Below are 17,571 nucleotides of genomic sequence, written 5' to 3' on the forward strand. Positions count from 1 at the left end.
GGCCTGTGGTCGAGGGACGCAGTACGGCACGGGGCGCTCGCGCGGGCGCCCCGTGCGGTGATCAGTAGCCGAAGAAGTGACGCGAGGCCTCGCTGACCTGCGGTTCTAGAGGCGACCAACGTTATGACCAGCCGCTTCGTGGCCACCGGTTGTCAACGTTGGTCCCTTTCGGCTGCCCTCGCACGGCCCAGGGGCGGCCCATGTCGAGACTCCATCGCCCCGTGCAAGGAGTAACAGACGCCTTCCACCCTGAGCTGGCCACCTCACGTGCCCCGGTGTGTCTTCGTCGGCGTCATCCGCTGGCCTCAGGTCAGCAACGGCTCCGAGCAGGCCTCAACAAACCGGTGAGTAAACAGGGCTCGCGATGCGAACATGTACGCGTGACAACCTCGAACCATCACGTATCCGCCCCAGAGTCGATCTTGATTCTGGACACAAACGTTCTCGCGACGCTGCCGAGGAGTAGTCCGCTATGGGAGATACTTCGGGCAATTAACGCAACAAGTACGATTCGAGTGGCGATCCCTGAAATGTGCCTCATGGAGCTGCTCTCTCGGCGGCGAAGAGAATACGAATCTGTCTTCGATAATGCAACCAAGGCATTTAGTGCCCTCTATGCCCTTCAGTTCAGTCCTGAAGATGGGATGGCGCATTGGCCGGCGGTTGCGGGTTCGGAATCCCATACGGAAAAATGGGAGTATCTCTACAGGGACTCGCTCGACATCATACCCTTGACTCGTCATGCGGCAGTCGAGGCGCTCCGCAGGGAAGCTGATAGAAGGCGCCCCGCTCGCAGCTCTGGAAAGTCAGCCACTGGCAGCAGGGATGCAGCAATCTGGCTGACAGTCCTTGAGGCTGCCCGCGACAATCCGAGCAGCGTTATCTACTTCGCGAGCAAGAACTCAAAAGACTTTGGAATTGGTGGCGGCCTGCACCCTGAACTCGCCTCCGAGGTGGAAGCCGCGGGCGGTAGGGTTGAGTACGTAGAGAAGCTCGAGCACGCCCTGGCCAAGGTGAGCACGAGGGAAGAGTGCAGGCTGACCGCCGAGCAGCTACTGGCGCGTCTTCAGGACGCGAGCTGCATCCAGGAAATCCTTCGGTACATCGACAACTCCTACGATCAATCTTTTGTTCATGCTGCAGCAGTAGGGATCACGGACGATGGGGTGGCATTCTACTGGACCCCAAAAGTGTCCCTATCGGTGGAAGATATTGAAGTAATTGCTTGCAGTGATGAGATTTCGTACTCTATTCGCCCATCGGAAGAATCAAGCGGAAGTCTAATTCACTCGGTCACGGCGACCGTGATCGCCTTGGGTAGTGCCATCGATTCTGTGAATCGGTGGGGCGCTGGGCGAGAGGCTATTGCCTTCGCGATCGACGTTCGGGTAATCATAGGGCCCAGCTCGGTAAGCGTGGCGAGCTCCAACGAACCGAGGCGGTTTGAGCCGAGCGAGGAGTCGAGAGCCGCCGTGTTTTTCATGACATCGGGCCCGGACCCGCTGCTCCACTATCGCTAGGTCGGTGGAGGGGCTTTGGGCGGGAGCTGCCATGGGGCGAGTGATCATGGCCCTTTAAGCTGGTCCGCGAATCGGGCAGTCCTTGGACCTGCCCGCAATAGCCCGATCTTGGGCCATGATCTTCGAGGCTCGCCCCATGGTGGCTGCCTAAAGCCCTGGAGCCGACCGCCCCAGCCACCCACGTTCCCCACCACCGCGCCGCCGCACCCGCGCGGCCGGCGGACCGGGCCGGAGCGGGGCGGAGACAGGAGCGGCGGCCCGGGGGAGCCGGGCCGCGCAGCGAGCGGAGCGAGCCTTGATGGAGTAGGGAAACCTGTAACAGCTCAGGGCATCGCGTCAGAGCGCTCGGCAAGCTGAAGCAAGTCCGGGCTGGCCTTGGAGCCTGAGATGAGGACCAGTTCACGGATGGCGTTGCGGGCTGCGACGTGCGTGTGAATGAGGTCTGGTGTGGCTTCCTCGGCTGCGAGCATCGCTGCAAGCGCTTCTCCGACTTGGCGCCGCTGAGCGTACGCGCGGCCCAGGTCCATGGACAGCCTGCCCTGACGCTCGGCCGACAGAGCCTCGGCGTCGATACGCTCGCCGTTGTCGATGGCCTCGCCCGCATCACCGAGTTCGACAGCGATAGACACCGCTTGCACCTCGACGTTGGTCGGCCCGAACTCCAGGTTGAAATCGTTCCGGTCACCGTCCAAGCGGGCGGCAACCTGGCGCGCCTGAGTGATCGCCTCTCGGGCGTCGTGTCGCGCTCCGCCTCGGGCGTGTACGAGCGCCAGCGAAAGGTACAGCGAGCCAAGCAGAGACAGCTCTTCCGGTGCTGGCTCCACCTCTTCCTGTGCTTGCACCAGTGCTCGGATGGCAGTCGTAGCGGCGTGCTCGGCCTGGTCAAGGTGCTTCAAGCGCACGAATGCTTGCACCAGCCGGAAGACGCTGGCGAAGACGTGATGTGGCTCGCCGGACCGCTCTGCGGAGGAGATGGCCCGGTCGGCCGCTACCCATGCCGCGTCGGGCTGGTCTTGGCGCACGAACGCCGCTGCCAGTACTTGGTAGGTCTGGCTGAGCAGAGACCAAGCGGTAGATCGGTGCGGCTCGGCGCTTGTCCGTGCTGCCCTTTCGAGCTTGGGAAGGAGGTCGGCCAGTCCCTCACCCAGTTCGATGTACCTGCTGTTATGGGCGTGGTCCCAGACCCGGTCCACTTCCTGGCGAAGCTGCTGTGTGCTCTCGGCGCTGAGCCCAGGATGTCGAAGCAAGAGGTCAGGGATCGGATGCCCGGAGAGCAGCAGGCGTGCCTGGTCCAGGTCGTTGGACCGTTCCGCGGGGACTGGAGCTGGTGACTCATCGGCTGGCGCATCAGGACGTAGATCGTGTGTCGCAACGCCGAGGCTGTCCGCGAGCATCCGAATCACTGGGAGCCGGTTCACCGGTTGCGCACCGCGCTCGACCTGAGAGACCCAGCTAGCTGTTCGGCCCACCTTGGCTGCGAGTTCCTCCTGGGTGAGCCCCCGGTCCTTGCGCAGGCTGGCGACCGTACGTCCGAACGCCCGCCGGTCTTCAGGGGTTGTCACGCGCCGGCCAACTTCCCTGTGGTCGCGTCGAGGAAGGACACCTGCACATCTGTCAGGTACTGGCCCCGCTCGGCAAGGAAGTGCTTGACGTGGGGCTGCTCCTCGTGGGCCTCAAACGCTGCGCGATCTGCGTACAGCTCGTAGAAGACCCGAACGAGGGGCTCGCCCTCCACGGTGTGAACCAGGTAGGTGAGAGTTCCCGGCTCTTCACTTGCGATCTTCGGTGCCGTGGCGGCAACCAGCGCATCGAACCCTGCTGCCGCACGGTCGTCTCGAAGGGTGAATCGAACGTACAGCCCGAAGCCCAAGCTCATAGTTCCTCCTAGGGTCACACCTAGGGTCCCAGACTCGCTGAAGCATCTCTACTCGCAAGAAAACATTGACTAGCAGAAAAACTGCGAGTAGCTTCGAGGTGTGCTGCTGGTCGTGCTCGATCCTCCGGTAGCCCCGACATGTGGAAGCGGCGCACCTACCGCCAAGTCTGCGCGCCGCTTCCATCCCTCTCTCAAGGGAGCTTCCATCATGCCTGGAACGTTGAGCGTTGCGCACGTGCCCACCCCGTCCGTCGCTGGTGACGTGTGTTCGGACTGTTCGGGTTCGGGTGAGGTGATCGACCGGGACGGCTCGGTCTCGGGGACGGTCGGTGCGGTGGTGCCGTGCATCTGCGCGGAGCCGTGCCCGAAGTGCTCCGGGTCGGGTGAGGTCTGGGGCCTGTGGGTGCTCAGCGCCGAGCAGGAGAACTACTTCGAGGGCGTCGGCCCCTGCTCCTGCCAGCGGGGCCGGGCATGACCCACTTCCCCGTAGCTCCATCCGCTGTCGCCGACACCGCGTCCGCCCTGGGCACCGACCCGATCACCCTCGCCGACCTCCTGCGCGTGGCCAACGAGCCGGGGTTCGAGCGGTGGCGGGAGCAGGTCCGCCGAACCGGGGGATGCTCGGACCCCATCCACCTGACCGGAACCACCGTGACCCGGGATGCGGTGACCGGCGCGGTGCTGGCCTCGTACTCCACCGACACCGAACCCGGCGGGCGTCTCCGCGTCGCCTGCGGAAACCGCCGCGCCTCTCGCTGCCCCTCCTGCGCCTGGACCTACGCCGGGGACACCTTCCACCTGATCCGCGCCGGGATCTCCGGTGACGAACGCAAGAACATCACCCCCACCGTCCGCGCCCACCCCAAGGTGTTCGCCACCCTCACCGCACCGTCCTTCGGCCCCGTCCACAACCGCCCCGACACCGGGCCCTGCCGCTGCGGCACCCACCACCCCGAGAACTCCCCACATCTGGGCACACCCCAGGACCCCGACACCTACGACTACGCCGGGGCGGTGCTGTTCAACAACTACGCCGGGGACCTGTGGCGCCGCTTCACCATCCAACTGCGCCGCGAGATCGCCGCCCGCGCCGGCATCACCCAACAGGCACTGCGCGACACAGCCCGGGTCTCCTTCGGGAAGGTCGCCGAGTTCCAGAAACGCGGAGCGGTCCACTTCCACGCCATCATCCGACTCGACGGACCCGAAGGCCCCGACACCCCACCCCCGCACTGGGCCAACACCGCACTCCTCGACGCAGCGATCCGCGGCGCCGCCGGGCACGTCTCCCTCACCCTCGACCCCACCCGCCACCACCGGCCCCGAACCCTGCACTGGGGCCGACAAGTGGACGTCCGACCCATCGGCGCCCACCTTCCCGGCGCGGTCGACGACGCCGCCGTCGCCGCCTACGTCGCCAAGTACGCCACCAAAGCCGCCGAGTCCACAGGCACAGCCGACCGGCGCATCGGAGAGCGCTCCGAACTCGACCGACTCCCCGACCTCCCCACCCACACCCGGCGCCTGATCGAAACCTGCCTCGACCTCGACACCCACCACCCCGGCCGCAAACTCGCCCGCTGGGCCCACATGCTCGGCTTCCGCGGCCACTTCTCCACCAAATCCCGCGCCTACTCCACCACCCTCGGCGCCCTCCGCCAGACCAGAGCCGACTACCGCGCCACCCAGGAACGCCGCGCCGCGGGGCTCCCCGACCCCGATGAGGGCTCGACGCTCACCCTGGCGCACTGGACCTACGCCGGGCACGGCCACACCCCCGGCGAATCCTGGCTCGCCGCCACCATCGCCGACGGCATCCGCACCAACCGCCACACCGCCCGCGAAGCACTCAACGACCTCGACCGACCCGGCGAAGCGGGGGAGTGGTGACCATGGCCCGGCATCTTCCTCCGCGTTTCCTGACCCCTGTTGAGCTTGCCGCACTGCTGGCGGTACCGCTGGAGACCGTCTACCAGTGGCGCCGCAAGCGAATAGGCCCGCCTGGCTTCCGGGCTGGTCGCCACCTGCGCTACCACCCCGATGACGTGTCCGCCTGGATCGACGCCCGGACACAGGAGGCACGGCCATGACCAATCGCGCATACCGGCGAGCCTTCTGCGCTCGCCGCCGCCAGCAGCGCAAGCGGGTCTTGGCGCGCCGCTACGGCTGGGCCTGCGCCTACTGCCATCGACCGTTGCCGAACCTTGCTGCTGCGACCTTGGACCACGTCGTACCGCTGTCGGTCTACCGCACCTGGGAGACACAGTTCCTCGTGCTGGCCTGCCGCCCTTGCAACGACGCCAAAGCCGACTCCTTCCCGCTGCTCATCGCGGCGCAGCTCGCTCCCGGGCGCATAGCACCTGCCCTCTGGCTCCTCCTGGCCCGGCTTAGTGAAGCTGCCCTGCCGGCCGAATTCGAGGTGGCCGCCTGATGGCCGGACATGTTCAGGACCGCTGGTTCAAGGAAGAGAAGCAGTCGGACGGCACCGTCCGCCGGGTCAAGACCGATCGTCACGGCACCGGCCAGCGCTACCGGGCCCGCTACGTCGGGCCTGACGGAACCGAGAAGTCCAAGAGCTTCCCCGATCGACAGAAGCGCCGCGCCGAACAGTGGCTGAGTGGCATCGAGGCGGACATGTCGAGAGGCGACTACATCGCTCCCGACGCGGGCCGGGTGACGTTCGCGCAGTACGCGAACGATTGGCTGGCCACGCAGCACACCGACCCCGCCACCCGTGAGAGCGCAGAGATGCGGCTTCGGCTGCACGCGATACCTCACCTCGGCGCGCGGCCCATGAACTCGTTCACTCCGAGCCACCTTCGGCACTGGCTGACAGAACTGGAGAAGGCAGGACTGGGCGCCTCCTACCGCCGGGGGATCTTCGCGCACGTCGCCACCGTGTTCAGCGCAGCGGTGGAAGATCGCATCATCCGGGACAACCCCTGCCGGGCTCGCTCGGTGAAGCCCCCGCGGCTCGTGCCGACACAGGTCAAGCCCTGGAGCGCTGAGCGTGTCTGGCGGGTACGGGCCGCGTTGCCTGCCCCGTACCGAGCGATGGTCGATGTAGCGGCCGGTTGTGGGCTGCGGCAAGGAGAGGTGTTCGGGCTTGCGGTCGAAGACCTTGATCTGGACAAGGGCACGGTTCACGTGACCCGACAGGTGAAGCTTCTTCGGAACCGTCCTGTGTTCGCCCCGCCCAAGGGGGGCAAGGAGCGGAAGGCGCCTCTGCCCGCTCTGATCGGCCGCGCTCTGGTCGATCGCCTGGCGCGATTCCCCGCTGCCGAGGTGACGCTGCCCTGGGCCACGCCGGACGGTCCGCCCCGCACGGCGATGCTGATCTTCCGCAGCCCTGAGGGCTTGCCGTTGAACCGGAACCGTTTCAACGATCGCCATTGGCGGCCCGCGCTACGAGATGCCGGCGTCGAGACGGGCCGAGGGAACGGGATGCACGCGCTCCGGCACTTCTACGCGTCGGTGCTGCTGGATGCAGGGGAGAGCATCAAGGCTCTGAGTGAGTACCTCGGGCACCACGACCCGGGTTTCACGCTCCGGACGTACACCCATCTGATGCCGTCGAGCGAGGCGCGGACTCGAACTGCCGTCGATTCGGTCTGGGCGGAGTCGAACACGACGGACGGCCCAGAGACGGCCCTTGGGGATGGGTAGGCCGCTGACCTGCGGTTATCTTAGTAGCCGAAGTTCTGGGTCCACCACGGCCCGCCCGGGCCGATGTGGACGCCTACGCCGAGCGTCTTGAAATCGCAGTTCAGTATGTTGGCGCGGTGGCCCTCGCTGTTCATCCAGGACTCCATCACCGACTCCGCGCTCTGCTGTCCCCGGGCGATGTTCTCGCCGCCCAGATTCGATATCCCGGCGCGGTCCGCCCGGTCCCAGGGACTCCGGCCGTCGGGGTCGGTGTGGTCGAAGAAGTCCCGCTCGGCCATGTCGCGGCTGAAGTCCTGCGCCAGGACCGCGAGGCTGCCGTCGTGGGTCAGCGGCCGGCAGCCGGCCCGGGCCCGCTCCTCGTTGACGAGACCCAGGACCCGTGCGGCGGCCTGCTGCGCGGGGTCGTCACTCTGCGGCGGCGAGGACGGTGTGGCGGGGCTGCTGCTCGGGGGAGACGACGGCGGGGCCGGTCGGTCGGGGGAGGGTGCAGGCGAGGCCGGCTCCGATTCGACGACGGTCTCCGGGGTCTCGTCGACGGCCTCGGGCTCGGGATCCGGCTCGGGGTCGGCGGACTCGGAGGCCTCCTCGCGGTCGGTCTCCTCTTCCTCCTCGACCTCGTCCGGCCCCTCCGCGGGGGACTCGGACGCCTCCGGCTCCTTGTCGCGCTCGGCGGCGCGGCTCGCGGCGTCGTCGCGGTCGCGGTCCGGGGCGGCCGAAGCGGCGTCGAGGTTCCGGTCGCCCTCGTGGGCGGCGACGTCCCGCTGGTCGTCCGTGTCACCGGGGGAGGGCAGCACCCCGGTACCGATGGCCATCGCGCCGATCGTCAGTGCTGCCGAGGCGCTGAGCAGTCCGGCCCGTGCCGGGCCCTGCTTGCGGTGTACCGCGCGCCGTACCGGCGTGGAACGGCCGTGGCGTCCCATCAGACGTACCGTCCTTCGTCACTCGACAACTCGTTCACCACTGACTCACGATGCGACTCACTCGAAAGGGTGATGATGGTGTGGGACTGTACGGCATGCCGCAGTCGCCGCGATGCCTCCCGGCCGAAACCCGGGGATAGCGTGTGTCACACGGCAAGCGCCGTGCCCCCGGCCGTGCCGGGACGCCGCGGTGACCGCCACAGGAACGACCCGCGGTGACCGCCACAGGAACGACGCAGCGGCAGGGAGGGTAAGGAGATGTCGGGGTTCGTCCGGAGCGGCCGCTTCGGTGACCGCGCGGCACTGCTGGCCGGGCGTGCGCAGGCGGACATCGCGCTGCGGTCGCCTGCGCGTGTGACGGTGTGGGTGCGGGGCCGGGTGCAGGGCGTCGGCTTCCGCTGGTTCACCCGTGCGCGCGCCCTGGCGCTGGGGGAGGTGCGGGGCTTTGCGCTCAACCTCGACGACGGCCGGGTCCAGGTCGTCGCCGAGGGCAGCCGAGAGCAGTGCGAACTACTCCTGGCGTGGCTTCGCTCCGGCGACACACCCGGCCGCGTCACAGGAGTCACCGAGATATGGGACACACCGCGGGGCGGTTACGCGGAGTTCGACATCCGCTGACGGGGAGAAGAACCGGCTTCCGCCCGCGCCGTGAGTAGGGGTTGCCGCAGCCGCTCCGACGTGCGAGGCTGCCCCTCGACGAAAGATCCACTCACCGCATGGACCGCGCGGGCCCGAGAACGGCCCGCTGTCGCGGAAGACCGCCGACGCCCCGCTTTCGTGCTGATCACGGCGGGTCGCGCGGCGTGATCGTGTTGACCGGCATGCCTTTTGGTGAGACTCTGAAAACTCCTGCGCACCGTGGCTGTCTGGCCCGCCGTAGCTCACAAGGCAGCAGCGCGTGGTGCGACCTTTCCGGCCCACGACGACCTCTGGTCGGTCACTCATTGTGGAGGACCATCCATCATGGCAAAGGCGCTTCTCGGTTACGTCGGCGGACCCGACCCCCGAGTACTCGCCGAAATGCGGCGGCTGCAGCAGCGTGTTCAGGACCTCGAGACCCAGTTGATCCGGGTCCAGGCCGAGAACGACGCGCTGGCGGCTGCCGTGACTCGGCACTCGGACGCGGTGCTCGATTCCATCGACGTGCACAGCGCGGAGCCCGCGTTGACCTGATCCGCGGAAGGCCGACAGCGGATTGACCCGTGGCCTGCGGACGTGCAAGGGACGCTTCGGCGTCCCTTCTTTTCTGCCCTTCTTCCGGTGCCGCACCGCGCCCGCACGAGATTCCGGTCTGATGGAACGGGTGTTCGGCGCCGACTGGTTGCCGGGCTCACTGAGGGGTGTGCCCCGCTCGCAGAGCGTCGAAACGGCAATTCGGTGGACGGTGCCCGGTAAAGTCCGACCCCGTGCACCTCAAGAGTCTCACGCTGAGGGGATTCAAGTCCTTCGCCTCGGCCACCACGCTGCGATTCGAACCCGGCATCACCTGCGTCGTCGGGCCCAACGGGTCCGGAAAGTCGAACGTCGTGGACGCCCTTTCCTGGGTGATGGGCGAACAGGGCGCCAAATCGCTCCGCGGCGGAAAGATGGAGGACGTGATCTTCGCCGGCACCACCGGAAGATCGCCTCTCGGTCGCGCCGAGGTGTCCCTCACCATCGACAACTCCGACGGTGCCCTTCCCATCGACTACGCCGAAGTCACCATCACCCGGACCATGTTCCGCAACGGCGGGAGCGAGTACCGGATCAACGGCAACACCTGCCGCCTCCTGGACATCCAGGAACTTCTCTCCGACTCCGGTATCGGCCGTGAGATGCACGTCATCGTCGGCCAGGGGCAGCTCGACTCCGTCCTCCACGCCGACCCCGCGGGGCGGCGCGCTTTCATCGAGGAAGCGGCCGGGGTCCTGAAGCACCGCAAGCGCAAGGAGAAGGCGCTGCGAAAGCTCGACGCGATGCAGGCCAACCTCGCGCGCGTCCAGGATCTGACCGACGAACTCCGTCGCCAACTCAAACCCCTGGGCAGGCAGGCCGCCGCCGCCCGACGTGCCGCCGTCGTCCAGGCCGACCTCCGAGACGCCCGGTTGCGGCTGCTTGCCGACGATCTGGTCACCCAGCGGAGCAGCCTGCAGGAGGACACCGACGACGACGTGCAGCTACGCGCCCGCAAGAGTGAGGCGGAGGAGCGGCTGCGCGTGTCCGCGAGGCGGGAGGCGGCCCTGGAACAGGAGGTGCGCACGCTCACTCCCCGGTTGCGGCGGGCGCAGGAGGCGTGGCAGGAACTCTCGCAGTTGGCCGAGCGCGTGCGCGGCACCGTCTCCCTGGCCGACGCGCGGGTCGCCGCCGCGACCTCGCATCCCCCTGAGGAACGCCCCGGTCGGGACCCCGAAGAGCTCGAACGGGAGGCGACGCGCCTCCGCGAGCAGGAGGCCGAGCTGCGGGCGGCCCTGGAAGCGGCATCCTCCGCGCTGGAGTCGGCCGGCGAGACCCGCGCCGACCTGGAGGCGCAGCTCGCGACCGAGGAGCGGCGCCTGAGGGACCTGGACCGCGCCCGCTCCGACCGGCGGGAGCACCTCGCGCGGTTGCAGGGGCGCGCGGCTGCCGCCGCCCACCGTGCCGACGCGGCCCGCTCCGAGATCGAACGGCTGACGACCGAGCGGGACGGAGCCGCGCAGCGGGCGGGCGAGGCGGAGCAGCGGCACGCCGCGCTCCGCAGCCGGTCCGACGGTCAGGAGGCGGAGGAGACCGAGTTCGCCTCGCGCCACGACGCCGCGCGGGCCGACCTGGCCGCGGCGGAGGACCGGCTCGCTGCCGCACGGGACGCCAGATCCGAGGTCGGTAGCCGCCGGGCCGCCGTCGTCGCCCGACGTGACGCGCTTGGTCTCGGGCTGCGACGGAAGGACGGCAGCGGGGCGATCCTGGACGCGGCCGGCGCGCTCACCGGAGTCCTGGGAACGAGCGCCGACCTCCTGACGGTGGCCCCCGGCTACGAGGTGCCGGTGGCGGCTGCTCTCGGGGCTGCGGCGGACGCCGTGGCGGTGGCGGGGCCGCCGACCGCGGTCGAGGCGCTCCGTCTGCTTCGCAAGAACGACGCGGGCCGCGTGGTTCTGCTGCTCGCGGGGGCGGCCGGACCGCCGGAACGGGGCCGCCCCCCGGCCGACGGGGCGGAGGCCGTCCCGGCCGACGGGGAAGGCACCGCGGGGCGGGGGACGCCCGACGGAGCCGTCCGCGCAGCGGAGCTCGTGACGGGCCCGGCGGATTTGATGCCCGCCGTGCGGCACCTGTTGCGTGACGTGGTCGTGGTAGCCGGGCTGGAAGAGGCGGAGCGGCTCCTCCACCGGGCGCCCGGCGCGATCGCGGTCACCACCGAGGGCGATGTGGTCTCCCGGCACCTGGCGAGTGGCGGCTCGTCAGGAAATCCGAGCCGTCTGGAGCTCCAGGCCGCCGTCGACGAGGCGGCCGAGGAACTCGCGCGGATCGCGGCCGAGGGGGAGACGGCCGTCGCGGCACTGGCCGCCGCAGAGCGGATCAGGGCGGAGGCAGCCGACCGCGTCGAGCAACTGGGCGCAGGACGGCGGGCGGCCGACCGACAGCGTTCGGCCCTCGCCCAGGAGCTCGGGCGACTCGCGGGAGAGTCACGGGCCCTGGCGGAGGAGGCGGAACGCGCCGACCGCGCGGTGGCCCGGTCGCACGACGCCGCGGAGCGGGCGGCTGTCGAGGCGGCGGAGCTGATGGAGCAACTCGCGGCGGCCGAGGAGAACGGTGATGACGACGAGCCTGACCGGCTGGTGCGCGACCGCCTCGAGGCCGAGGGTTCCCGCGCGCGGCAGGCCGAGATGGAGGCCCGGCTCGCGGTCCGCACGCACGAGGAGCGCGTCAGGGGCCTCACGGGGCGTGCGGACGGCCTCGCTCGCGCTGCCGTCGCCGAACGCGAGGCCCGGGGGAGGGCGGCGCGGCGGCGCGAACGCCTGCACCACGAGGCGCACATCGGATCGGCGGTGGCGGCCGGAGCGCGGACGCTGCTCGCGCATGTCGAGGCGTCGCTGGACCGGTCCGCCGCCGAGCGGGACGCCGCCGACGGGGCGCGCACGGAGCGCGCCGCGGCAGTGGAGGCCGAGCGGCAGGCGGCACGCGGGCTGAAGGAGGAACTGGACCGGCTGACCGACTCCGTCCACCGGGGCGAGGTGCTGGGAGCCGAGAAGCGGCTGCGGATCGAGCAGTTGGAGTCCCGCGCGATGGAGGAGCTCGGCGTCGATCCCGACGCGCTCGTCGCGGAGTACGGCCCCGACCAGCCGGTGCTCCCTTCGCCCCTCCCGGACGGGGAGGCGGAACCCTCCGGTGGCCGTGCGCCCGTTCCCTACGACCGCGCCGAGCAGGAGCGCCGGCTCAGGGCGGCCGAGCGGGCGTACAAGCAACTGGGCAAGGTCAATCCCCTCGCCCTCGAGGAGTTCGCCGCGCTGGAGGAACGCCATCAGTTCCTGGGCGAGCAGCTGGAGGACCTCAGGAAGACACGCGCCGACCTTCTGCAGGTGGTGAAGGAGGTGGACGAACGGGTCGAGCAGGTGTTCACCGCCGCTTATCACGACACCGCGCGCCAGTTCGAAGGAGTGTTCGCTCGGCTGTTTCCCGGCGGCGAGGGCCGACTCGTCCTCACCGACCCGGAGAACATGCTCACCACGGGGGTCGATGTCGAGGCGCGGCCGCCCGGCAAGCGGGTGAAGCGGCTCTCCTTGCTGTCGGGGGGTGAACGGTCGCTGACCGCTGTCGCACTCCTGGTCTCGATCTTCAAGGCGCGACCCAGCCCCTTCTACGTGATGGACGAGGTCGAGGCCGCGCTGGACGACACCAACCTCCAGCGGCTCATCCGCATCATGACGGAGCTGCGTGAGAGCTCCCAGCTGATCGTGATCACGCACCAGAAGCGCACCATGGAGGTGGCCGACGCCCTCTACGGGGTCTCCATGCAGGGCGACGGGGTGTCCAAAGTCATCAGCCAGCGCCTCGGGTGACGGCGGGCGCAGCCGCGGCCCTCACGCGCAGCGGTGCCGTCCCACGAGTCGGCACCGTCCGCTGTTCGCCGCGCCGCCCCGCCCCGTGCCTGCCCCGTGCCTGCCCCGTGCCGGGAGCCCCGTGGCGCCGCCCGGGGCAGGCACGGGGCGGACCGCCCCCGGCCCCGTCCGGCCGGGCGAGCCGGACCACGCGCCGGGTGGCCGTACCGGAGCCCCGGTCGCGGAGCGGTCCGTGATACTGAGGAGCCAGTCAGCAAACGTCATCTCCCCCCAGCACCGGGGCGAACGCTAGGGAACCGATGGAAATCCTCATCCTCGCCGTGGTCATCGCCGTGGTCGTGCTCGGCACGGTCAGCGGCCTCGTCATCACCGGCCGGCGCCGGAAGGCAGGCCCACCGGACGAGGGAACCGCGACGCGACCCGGCGCCACCGCAGGGCCCACGGCGGGCCCGCGGGACCAGGAGTCCGCCGCGCCCACCGACACGGCGACCGCACCGCCCCACGCCCCCGGGGCGTCAGCGGAACCCCCCGTCGTCGAGCCCGCCCCCGTGGCGGAGCCCGAGGCGCCCGCCGTCGAGACACCGGCGCCCACCGAGGGCCGCCTCGTGCGGCTGCGGGCGCGCCTTGCTCGGTCCCAGAGCTCGCTGGGCAAGGGGCTGCTCACTCTCCTGTCGCGAGAGAACCTCGACGAGGAGACCTGGGAGGAGATCGAGGACACGCTGCTCCGTGCCGACGTCGGTGTGGGCCCGACCCAGGAGCTCGTGGAGCGGCTTCGCGAGCGCGTCCGGGTTCTCGGCACGCGCACGCCGGAGGACCTGCGTGCCCTGCTGCGTGAGGAACTGCTGGAACTGGTGACGACGGAGGCCGACCGCGCGGTCAACACGGCCGGTGGTGTCTCCGCGACCGGCGACGAGCTCCCCGCCATCGCGCTGGTCGTCGGTGTCAACGGCACGGGCAAGACCACCACGACCGGCAAGCTCGCCCGGGTGCTCGTCGCCGACGGCCGGTCCGTGGTGCTCGGAGCCGCGGACACCTTCCGGGCCGCCGCGGCGGACCAGCTGGAGACCTGGGGCAGCCGGGTGGGCGCACGCACCGTTCGGGGCCCCGAGGGCGGCGACCCGGCATCGGTGGCGTTCCAGGCGGTGAAGGAGGGGATCCAGGAGGCGGCCGACGTCGTGCTGGTGGACACCGCCGGCCGGCTGCACACCAAGACGGGCCTCATGGACGAGCTGGGCAAGGTCAAGCGGGTGGTGGAGAAGCAGGCCCCGGTCGGCGAGGTTCTGCTGGTGCTGGACGCCACGACCGGACAGAACGGTTTGGTGCAGGCGCGGGTCTTCGCCGAGGTCGTCGACGTCACCGGCGTGGTCCTGACCAAGCTCGACGGAACCGCCAAGGGCGGCATCGTGATCGCCGTCCAGCGAGAGCTCGGGGTCCCCGTCAAGCTCGTCGGCCTGGGGGAGGGGCCGGACGACCTGGCCCCCTTCGAGGCCGAGGCGTTCGTGGATGCCCTGATCGACCAGTAGCTCCCGGCAGGCTCAACCCGGCCGGCGGACCACCGACCGATGCCGGCGCCCCGCGCGGTGGCGCTGCGGGGCCCCGCGCCGCGTTCCGAGCCTTCGGGTCACGCGGATCGCGCGCCGTCGGTGTGCCGCGCGTTCCGGTCGCACGGGAGCTGAGGGGCGACGGCCGCTGCCGCACGTCCCGGCGCGCCGCCCCGTGCGGCTGCGGCCTCGAGTGTTCGCAACAGCACGCGAGGGTCGGGAAAGGCGGCAGCGTTCTCGGGGTCAGGAGCGCGCAGCCACCGCACCGGGCCGAGCCCCGGGAGCCGGGACGGTGGTGCGACGACGTGGCCGCCCCGCCCCACGCCGCGCAGCGCGCCGGCTGCTCGTGCGGCCGTCGCGAGGCGGGCGGTCCCGGGGGCCATGACGAACCAGGCCCGCCCGTCGGGGCGCAGGGCCACCGGGCCGAGCCGCAGCCCCATGCGCTCCATGCGCAGTACGGCGTACTCGGCCGCAGCTGCCGGCGCCTCCACCGCATCGAAGCGGGTGCCCGTCGCGAGCAGCACGGAGCGGCCCGCCTCCGGCGCAGGCCAGCTCCGGGCGACCTCGGTGAGGGTGGTGCCGGCCGCGAGTACGGGCCCTCCTCGGGACGGGTGTGCGCCGGGGGTGTCGCAGGTCCGCCCGCACGAGCATCTGGGATGACCGCTCTCCGGGGGGAGCGCGCGGGTCCCCGCGAGGACGTCCCACCCCCACAGGCCCGTGTACTCCGCCACGGCGGTCACTTCCGGGGTGAGGGCGCCCAGACGGACGTGTCGTGGCGCCCGTCGTATCGCGTGGTTGTCGCGCGTGCCGCCGATGGTGAAACCCATGCCACCTCCAACGGGTGGGTGCGTGGTTGGTTACGCCGGAGCGTGCGAGATGCGCCGGGCGTGCGCCGGAGTACGTGCGCCCCCGGGACTGCTTCGTTCGCGTCAGGTCGAACCGTCTGTGCCCAGTACAACTCGCCGCGTTGTCGATAACGTGCTCGAGAGGGGTGGCGAATGGTGGCGATTGCACAGCACCGCCCCCGCAAGCGGTGTCCACAGCATTACGTTCGGTGTGTTCGTAGACACATCGTCATCTAGACTCGTTGTCAACAAGCCGGGCCGGCAGCCGTTCGGGCGGGGCGTCAGTCGTGCGCCCGTGCAGGGTGATCGGCCTGATGCGACGGGCGCGCCGGGGCGTGCCCTGTCCGTCGGTGCCGACGTGCGCCCGGGCCGGGTGGCGCCGACGCGTGACGCGAGTGGGACGGCGGGGCGGAAGCGACAGCAATTGCACGGACCGCCGGCGCGGGCGGACCAGGAGACGGGGGCCGAACGGTGAGCCGACGCGAGATCGACGCCGACGCGGCCAAGCGCCCCAACGAACGACTCACGTCCTGGTTCCAGCGCAGCGGTTGGTCCAAGGGTGAGATGGCCCGCCAGGTGAACCGTCGGGCCCGGCACCTCGGTGCGCACCACATCAGTACGGACACCTCGCGCGTGCGACGGTGGCTCGACGGCGAGCAGCCGCGCGAGCCGATACCGCGCATCTTGTCCGACCTCTTCTCCGAGCGGTTCAGCTGCGTCGTCACAGTGGAGGACCTCGGGCTCCGGTCGGCCCCCCACACCGCGGCGACGACGGGCATCGACCTTCCCTGGGCGGGGCCCCAGACGGTGCAGTCGATCAACGAGTTCACCCGGGGCGACCTGATGCTGGGCCGGCGGGGCTTCCTCGGCACCTCGCTCAGCATGTCGGCGGGCCCGGCACTCATCGAACCCATGCAGCGGTGGCTCATCCCGGCCCAGCCCGGCGTCGAGACCGCCCCGGGGCCCCGGCCCGCGGGCGCACCGGTGGGAGCCGCGACCGGTCGGCGCGGTGGCGCCGGAATCTCCGAGCCCGAGCTGGAGCTTCTCGAGTCCTCGACCACGATGTTCCGCCTCTGGGACGCCGCCTGCGGTGGCGGGCTGCGACGCAAGGCCGTCGTGGGGCAGCTGCACGAGATCACCGACCTGCTGCAGGAGCACCAGCCGGAACCGGTCCGGCGACGCCTCTTCCGGGTCACCGCCGAACTGGCCGAACTCGCCGGTTGGATGAGCTACGACATCGGCCTCCAGCCGACGGCGCAGAAGTACTTCGTCCTGGCGCTGCACGCCTCGAAAGAGGCGGAGGACCGACCGCTGGGCGCCTACGTCCTGTCCCGGATGACGCGCCAGATGATTCACCTGGGGCGCGGCGAGGACGCCCTGGAACTGGTGCACCTCGCGCAGTACGGCAGCCGCGACACCGCCACGCCGCGCGTCCAGTCGATGCTGCACGCGCTCGAGGCGCGCGCCTACGCCGCGGTCGGTGCGCCCGCGAAGGTCCGTCGGGCTGTCCGTATCGCCGAGGAGACCTTCGAGGAGGTCTCACCGCACGACGGGGACCCGGACTGGGCGTCGTTCTTCACCGAGGCCCAGCTCGCCGCCGAGAGTGCCCACTCCTACCGCGACCTGGCGTACAACCCGGCGCGCTGCGGGATGTACACCGCGCTCGCCAAGCCGCCCATGCGCAGAGCCGTCGAGCTCTTCGGGGCGGAATGCGGTGAACCGGGCACCGGGCACCAGCGTTCGTATGCACTCAATCTGATCGGGCTGGCCACGGTGCACCTGCTCGACAGGGAGCCGGAGGAGGGCGCGGCCCGCGCACACGACGCCGCGGACGTCGCCGAGAACCTGCGATCGGAGCGGGTGACCACCCGGCTCCACACCACGGCCGCCACCATGGTCCGGGACTACGGCGGTGTCCCCGCTGTACGCGATCTCGCGGAGCGGTTGCGGTACGGGCGAGCAGGCGACCAAGAGGAGCACCGCGCCGGCTGAGCTTTCGCCGTGGCCCGGGTCCGTCCCGCATCCGAGGAGAAGTTCCCCTGCCGTCGCCCGCGGACCGTCGGCACTGCCGCACGGGGCGCGCCCCGTGCGGCAGTGCCGACGCACGGGAAGAACCGATGCCGCCCCCCACCGGCCGCCCCTGACCACTCCGAGCCGCCCCGTCGGCCGTGGCCGGCGGGGCCCTCCGCCTCGC

The 17,571-nt window shown here is 70.3% G+C and carries 15 protein-coding genes; 11 read left to right on the top strand and 4 right to left on the bottom strand.

The window, feature by feature from the left end; genetic code table 11:
• The first annotated feature begins 200 nt into the window (after positions 1-200).
• Positions 201-1,520 carry a PIN domain-containing protein gene (locus HCN56_RS02790; protein ID WP_245245847.1) on the top strand — a complete coding sequence of 440 codons (1,320 nt, stop codon included), beginning with the start codon at positions 201-203 and terminating at the stop codon, positions 1,518-1,520.
• A gap of 323 nt (positions 1,521-1,843) precedes the next feature.
• On the opposite strand, the gene HCN56_RS02795 is transcribed toward HCN56_RS02790, so the two are convergent.
• Positions 1,844-3,082 (bottom strand): helix-turn-helix domain-containing protein, encoded by a 1,239-nt coding sequence (locus HCN56_RS02795; protein ID WP_167967829.1) that lies wholly within the window; start codon positions 3,080-3,082, stop codon positions 1,844-1,846.
• The gene (locus HCN56_RS02800) at positions 3,079-3,396 is read right to left on the bottom strand and encodes a putative quinol monooxygenase (RefSeq protein ID WP_167967830.1); all 318 of its coding nucleotides are present in this window, start codon (positions 3,394-3,396) and stop codon (positions 3,079-3,081) included. The genes HCN56_RS02795 and HCN56_RS02800 overlap by 4 nt, the downstream gene beginning before the upstream one ends.
• A gap of 292 nt (positions 3,397-3,688) precedes the next feature.
• Between HCN56_RS02800 and HCN56_RS02805 the strand changes: the two genes are divergently transcribed.
• Genes HCN56_RS02805 through HCN56_RS02825 form a run of 5 tightly spaced genes read left to right on the top strand, consistent with a single transcriptional unit; the run spans position 3,689 to position 7,062 of the window.
• On the top strand, positions 3,689-3,871 hold the full coding sequence (locus HCN56_RS02805; protein ID WP_167967831.1) for a hypothetical protein: 183 nt from the start codon (positions 3,689-3,691) through the stop codon (positions 3,869-3,871).
• A complete protein-coding gene (repSA, locus tag HCN56_RS02810; protein WP_167967832.1) occupies positions 3,868-5,286 on the top strand; it encodes a replication initiator protein RepSA in 1,419 nt (472 codons plus the stop codon). The genes HCN56_RS02805 and repSA overlap by 4 nt, the downstream gene beginning before the upstream one ends.
• A gap of 2 nt (positions 5,287-5,288) precedes the next feature.
• Complete coding sequence (locus tag HCN56_RS02815) at positions 5,289-5,486, top strand: helix-turn-helix transcriptional regulator (protein WP_167967833.1); 198 nt, start codon at positions 5,289-5,291, stop codon at positions 5,484-5,486.
• Positions 5,483-5,827, top strand: coding sequence for an HNH endonuclease (locus HCN56_RS27540; RefSeq protein ID WP_167967834.1), 345 nt, complete (start codon positions 5,483-5,485; stop codon positions 5,825-5,827). Before HCN56_RS02815 ends, HCN56_RS27540 begins: the two co-directional genes overlap by 4 nt.
• Complete coding sequence (locus tag HCN56_RS02825) at positions 5,827-7,062, top strand: site-specific integrase (RefSeq protein WP_167967835.1); 1,236 nt, start codon at positions 5,827-5,829, stop codon at positions 7,060-7,062. The genes HCN56_RS27540 and HCN56_RS02825 overlap by 1 nt, the downstream gene beginning before the upstream one ends.
• Positions 7,063-7,082: 20 nt before the next feature.
• Here the strand turns inward: HCN56_RS02825 and HCN56_RS02830 are convergent, their stop codons facing one another.
• Positions 7,083-7,982 carry a CAP domain-containing protein gene (locus HCN56_RS02830; protein WP_167967836.1) on the bottom strand — a complete coding sequence of 300 codons (900 nt, stop codon included), beginning with the start codon at positions 7,980-7,982 and terminating at the stop codon, positions 7,083-7,085.
• A gap of 336 nt (positions 7,983-8,318) precedes the next feature.
• Between HCN56_RS02830 and HCN56_RS02835 the strand changes: the two genes are divergently transcribed.
• The 4 genes from HCN56_RS02835 to ftsY all read left to right on the top strand — a co-directional run bounded on the left by HCN56_RS02835 (position 8,319) and on the right by ftsY (position 14,514).
• On the top strand, positions 8,319-8,600 hold the full coding sequence (locus HCN56_RS02835) for an acylphosphatase (RefSeq protein WP_245245855.1): 282 nt from the start codon (positions 8,319-8,321) through the stop codon (positions 8,598-8,600).
• Positions 8,601-8,945: 345 nt separating this feature from the next.
• A complete protein-coding gene (locus HCN56_RS02840; RefSeq protein WP_167931646.1) occupies positions 8,946-9,155 on the top strand; it encodes a hypothetical protein in 210 nt (69 codons plus the stop codon).
• 233 nt (positions 9,156-9,388) lie between these two features.
• Positions 9,389-12,991: a chromosome segregation protein SMC gene (gene smc / locus HCN56_RS02845; protein ID WP_167967838.1), complete on the top strand. Its 3,603-nt coding sequence runs from the start codon at positions 9,389-9,391 to the stop codon at positions 12,989-12,991.
• A gap of 299 nt (positions 12,992-13,290) precedes the next feature.
• The gene (gene ftsY / locus HCN56_RS02850) at positions 13,291-14,514 is read left to right on the top strand and encodes a signal recognition particle-docking protein FtsY (RefSeq protein WP_167967839.1); all 1,224 of its coding nucleotides are present in this window, start codon (positions 13,291-13,293) and stop codon (positions 14,512-14,514) included.
• 98 nt (positions 14,515-14,612) lie between these two features.
• On the opposite strand, the gene HCN56_RS02855 is transcribed toward ftsY, so the two are convergent.
• Entirely contained in the window at positions 14,613-15,359 is a 747-nt protein-coding gene (locus HCN56_RS02855; protein ID WP_167967840.1) for a bifunctional DNA primase/polymerase, read from the bottom strand.
• 489 nt (positions 15,360-15,848) lie between these two features.
• On the opposite strand from HCN56_RS02855, the gene HCN56_RS02860 reads away from it, so the two are divergent.
• On the top strand, positions 15,849-17,369 hold the full coding sequence (locus HCN56_RS02860) for an NsdA family TPR-like regulatory protein (RefSeq protein ID WP_167967841.1): 1,521 nt from the start codon (positions 15,849-15,851) through the stop codon (positions 17,367-17,369).
• Positions 17,370-17,571 lie beyond the last annotated feature (202 nt).

The sequence above is a fragment of the Streptomyces lonarensis genome (assembly GCF_012033735.1).
GTDB classification, from domain to species: domain Bacteria; phylum Actinomycetota; class Actinomycetes; order Streptomycetales; family Streptomycetaceae; genus Streptomyces; species Streptomyces lonarensis.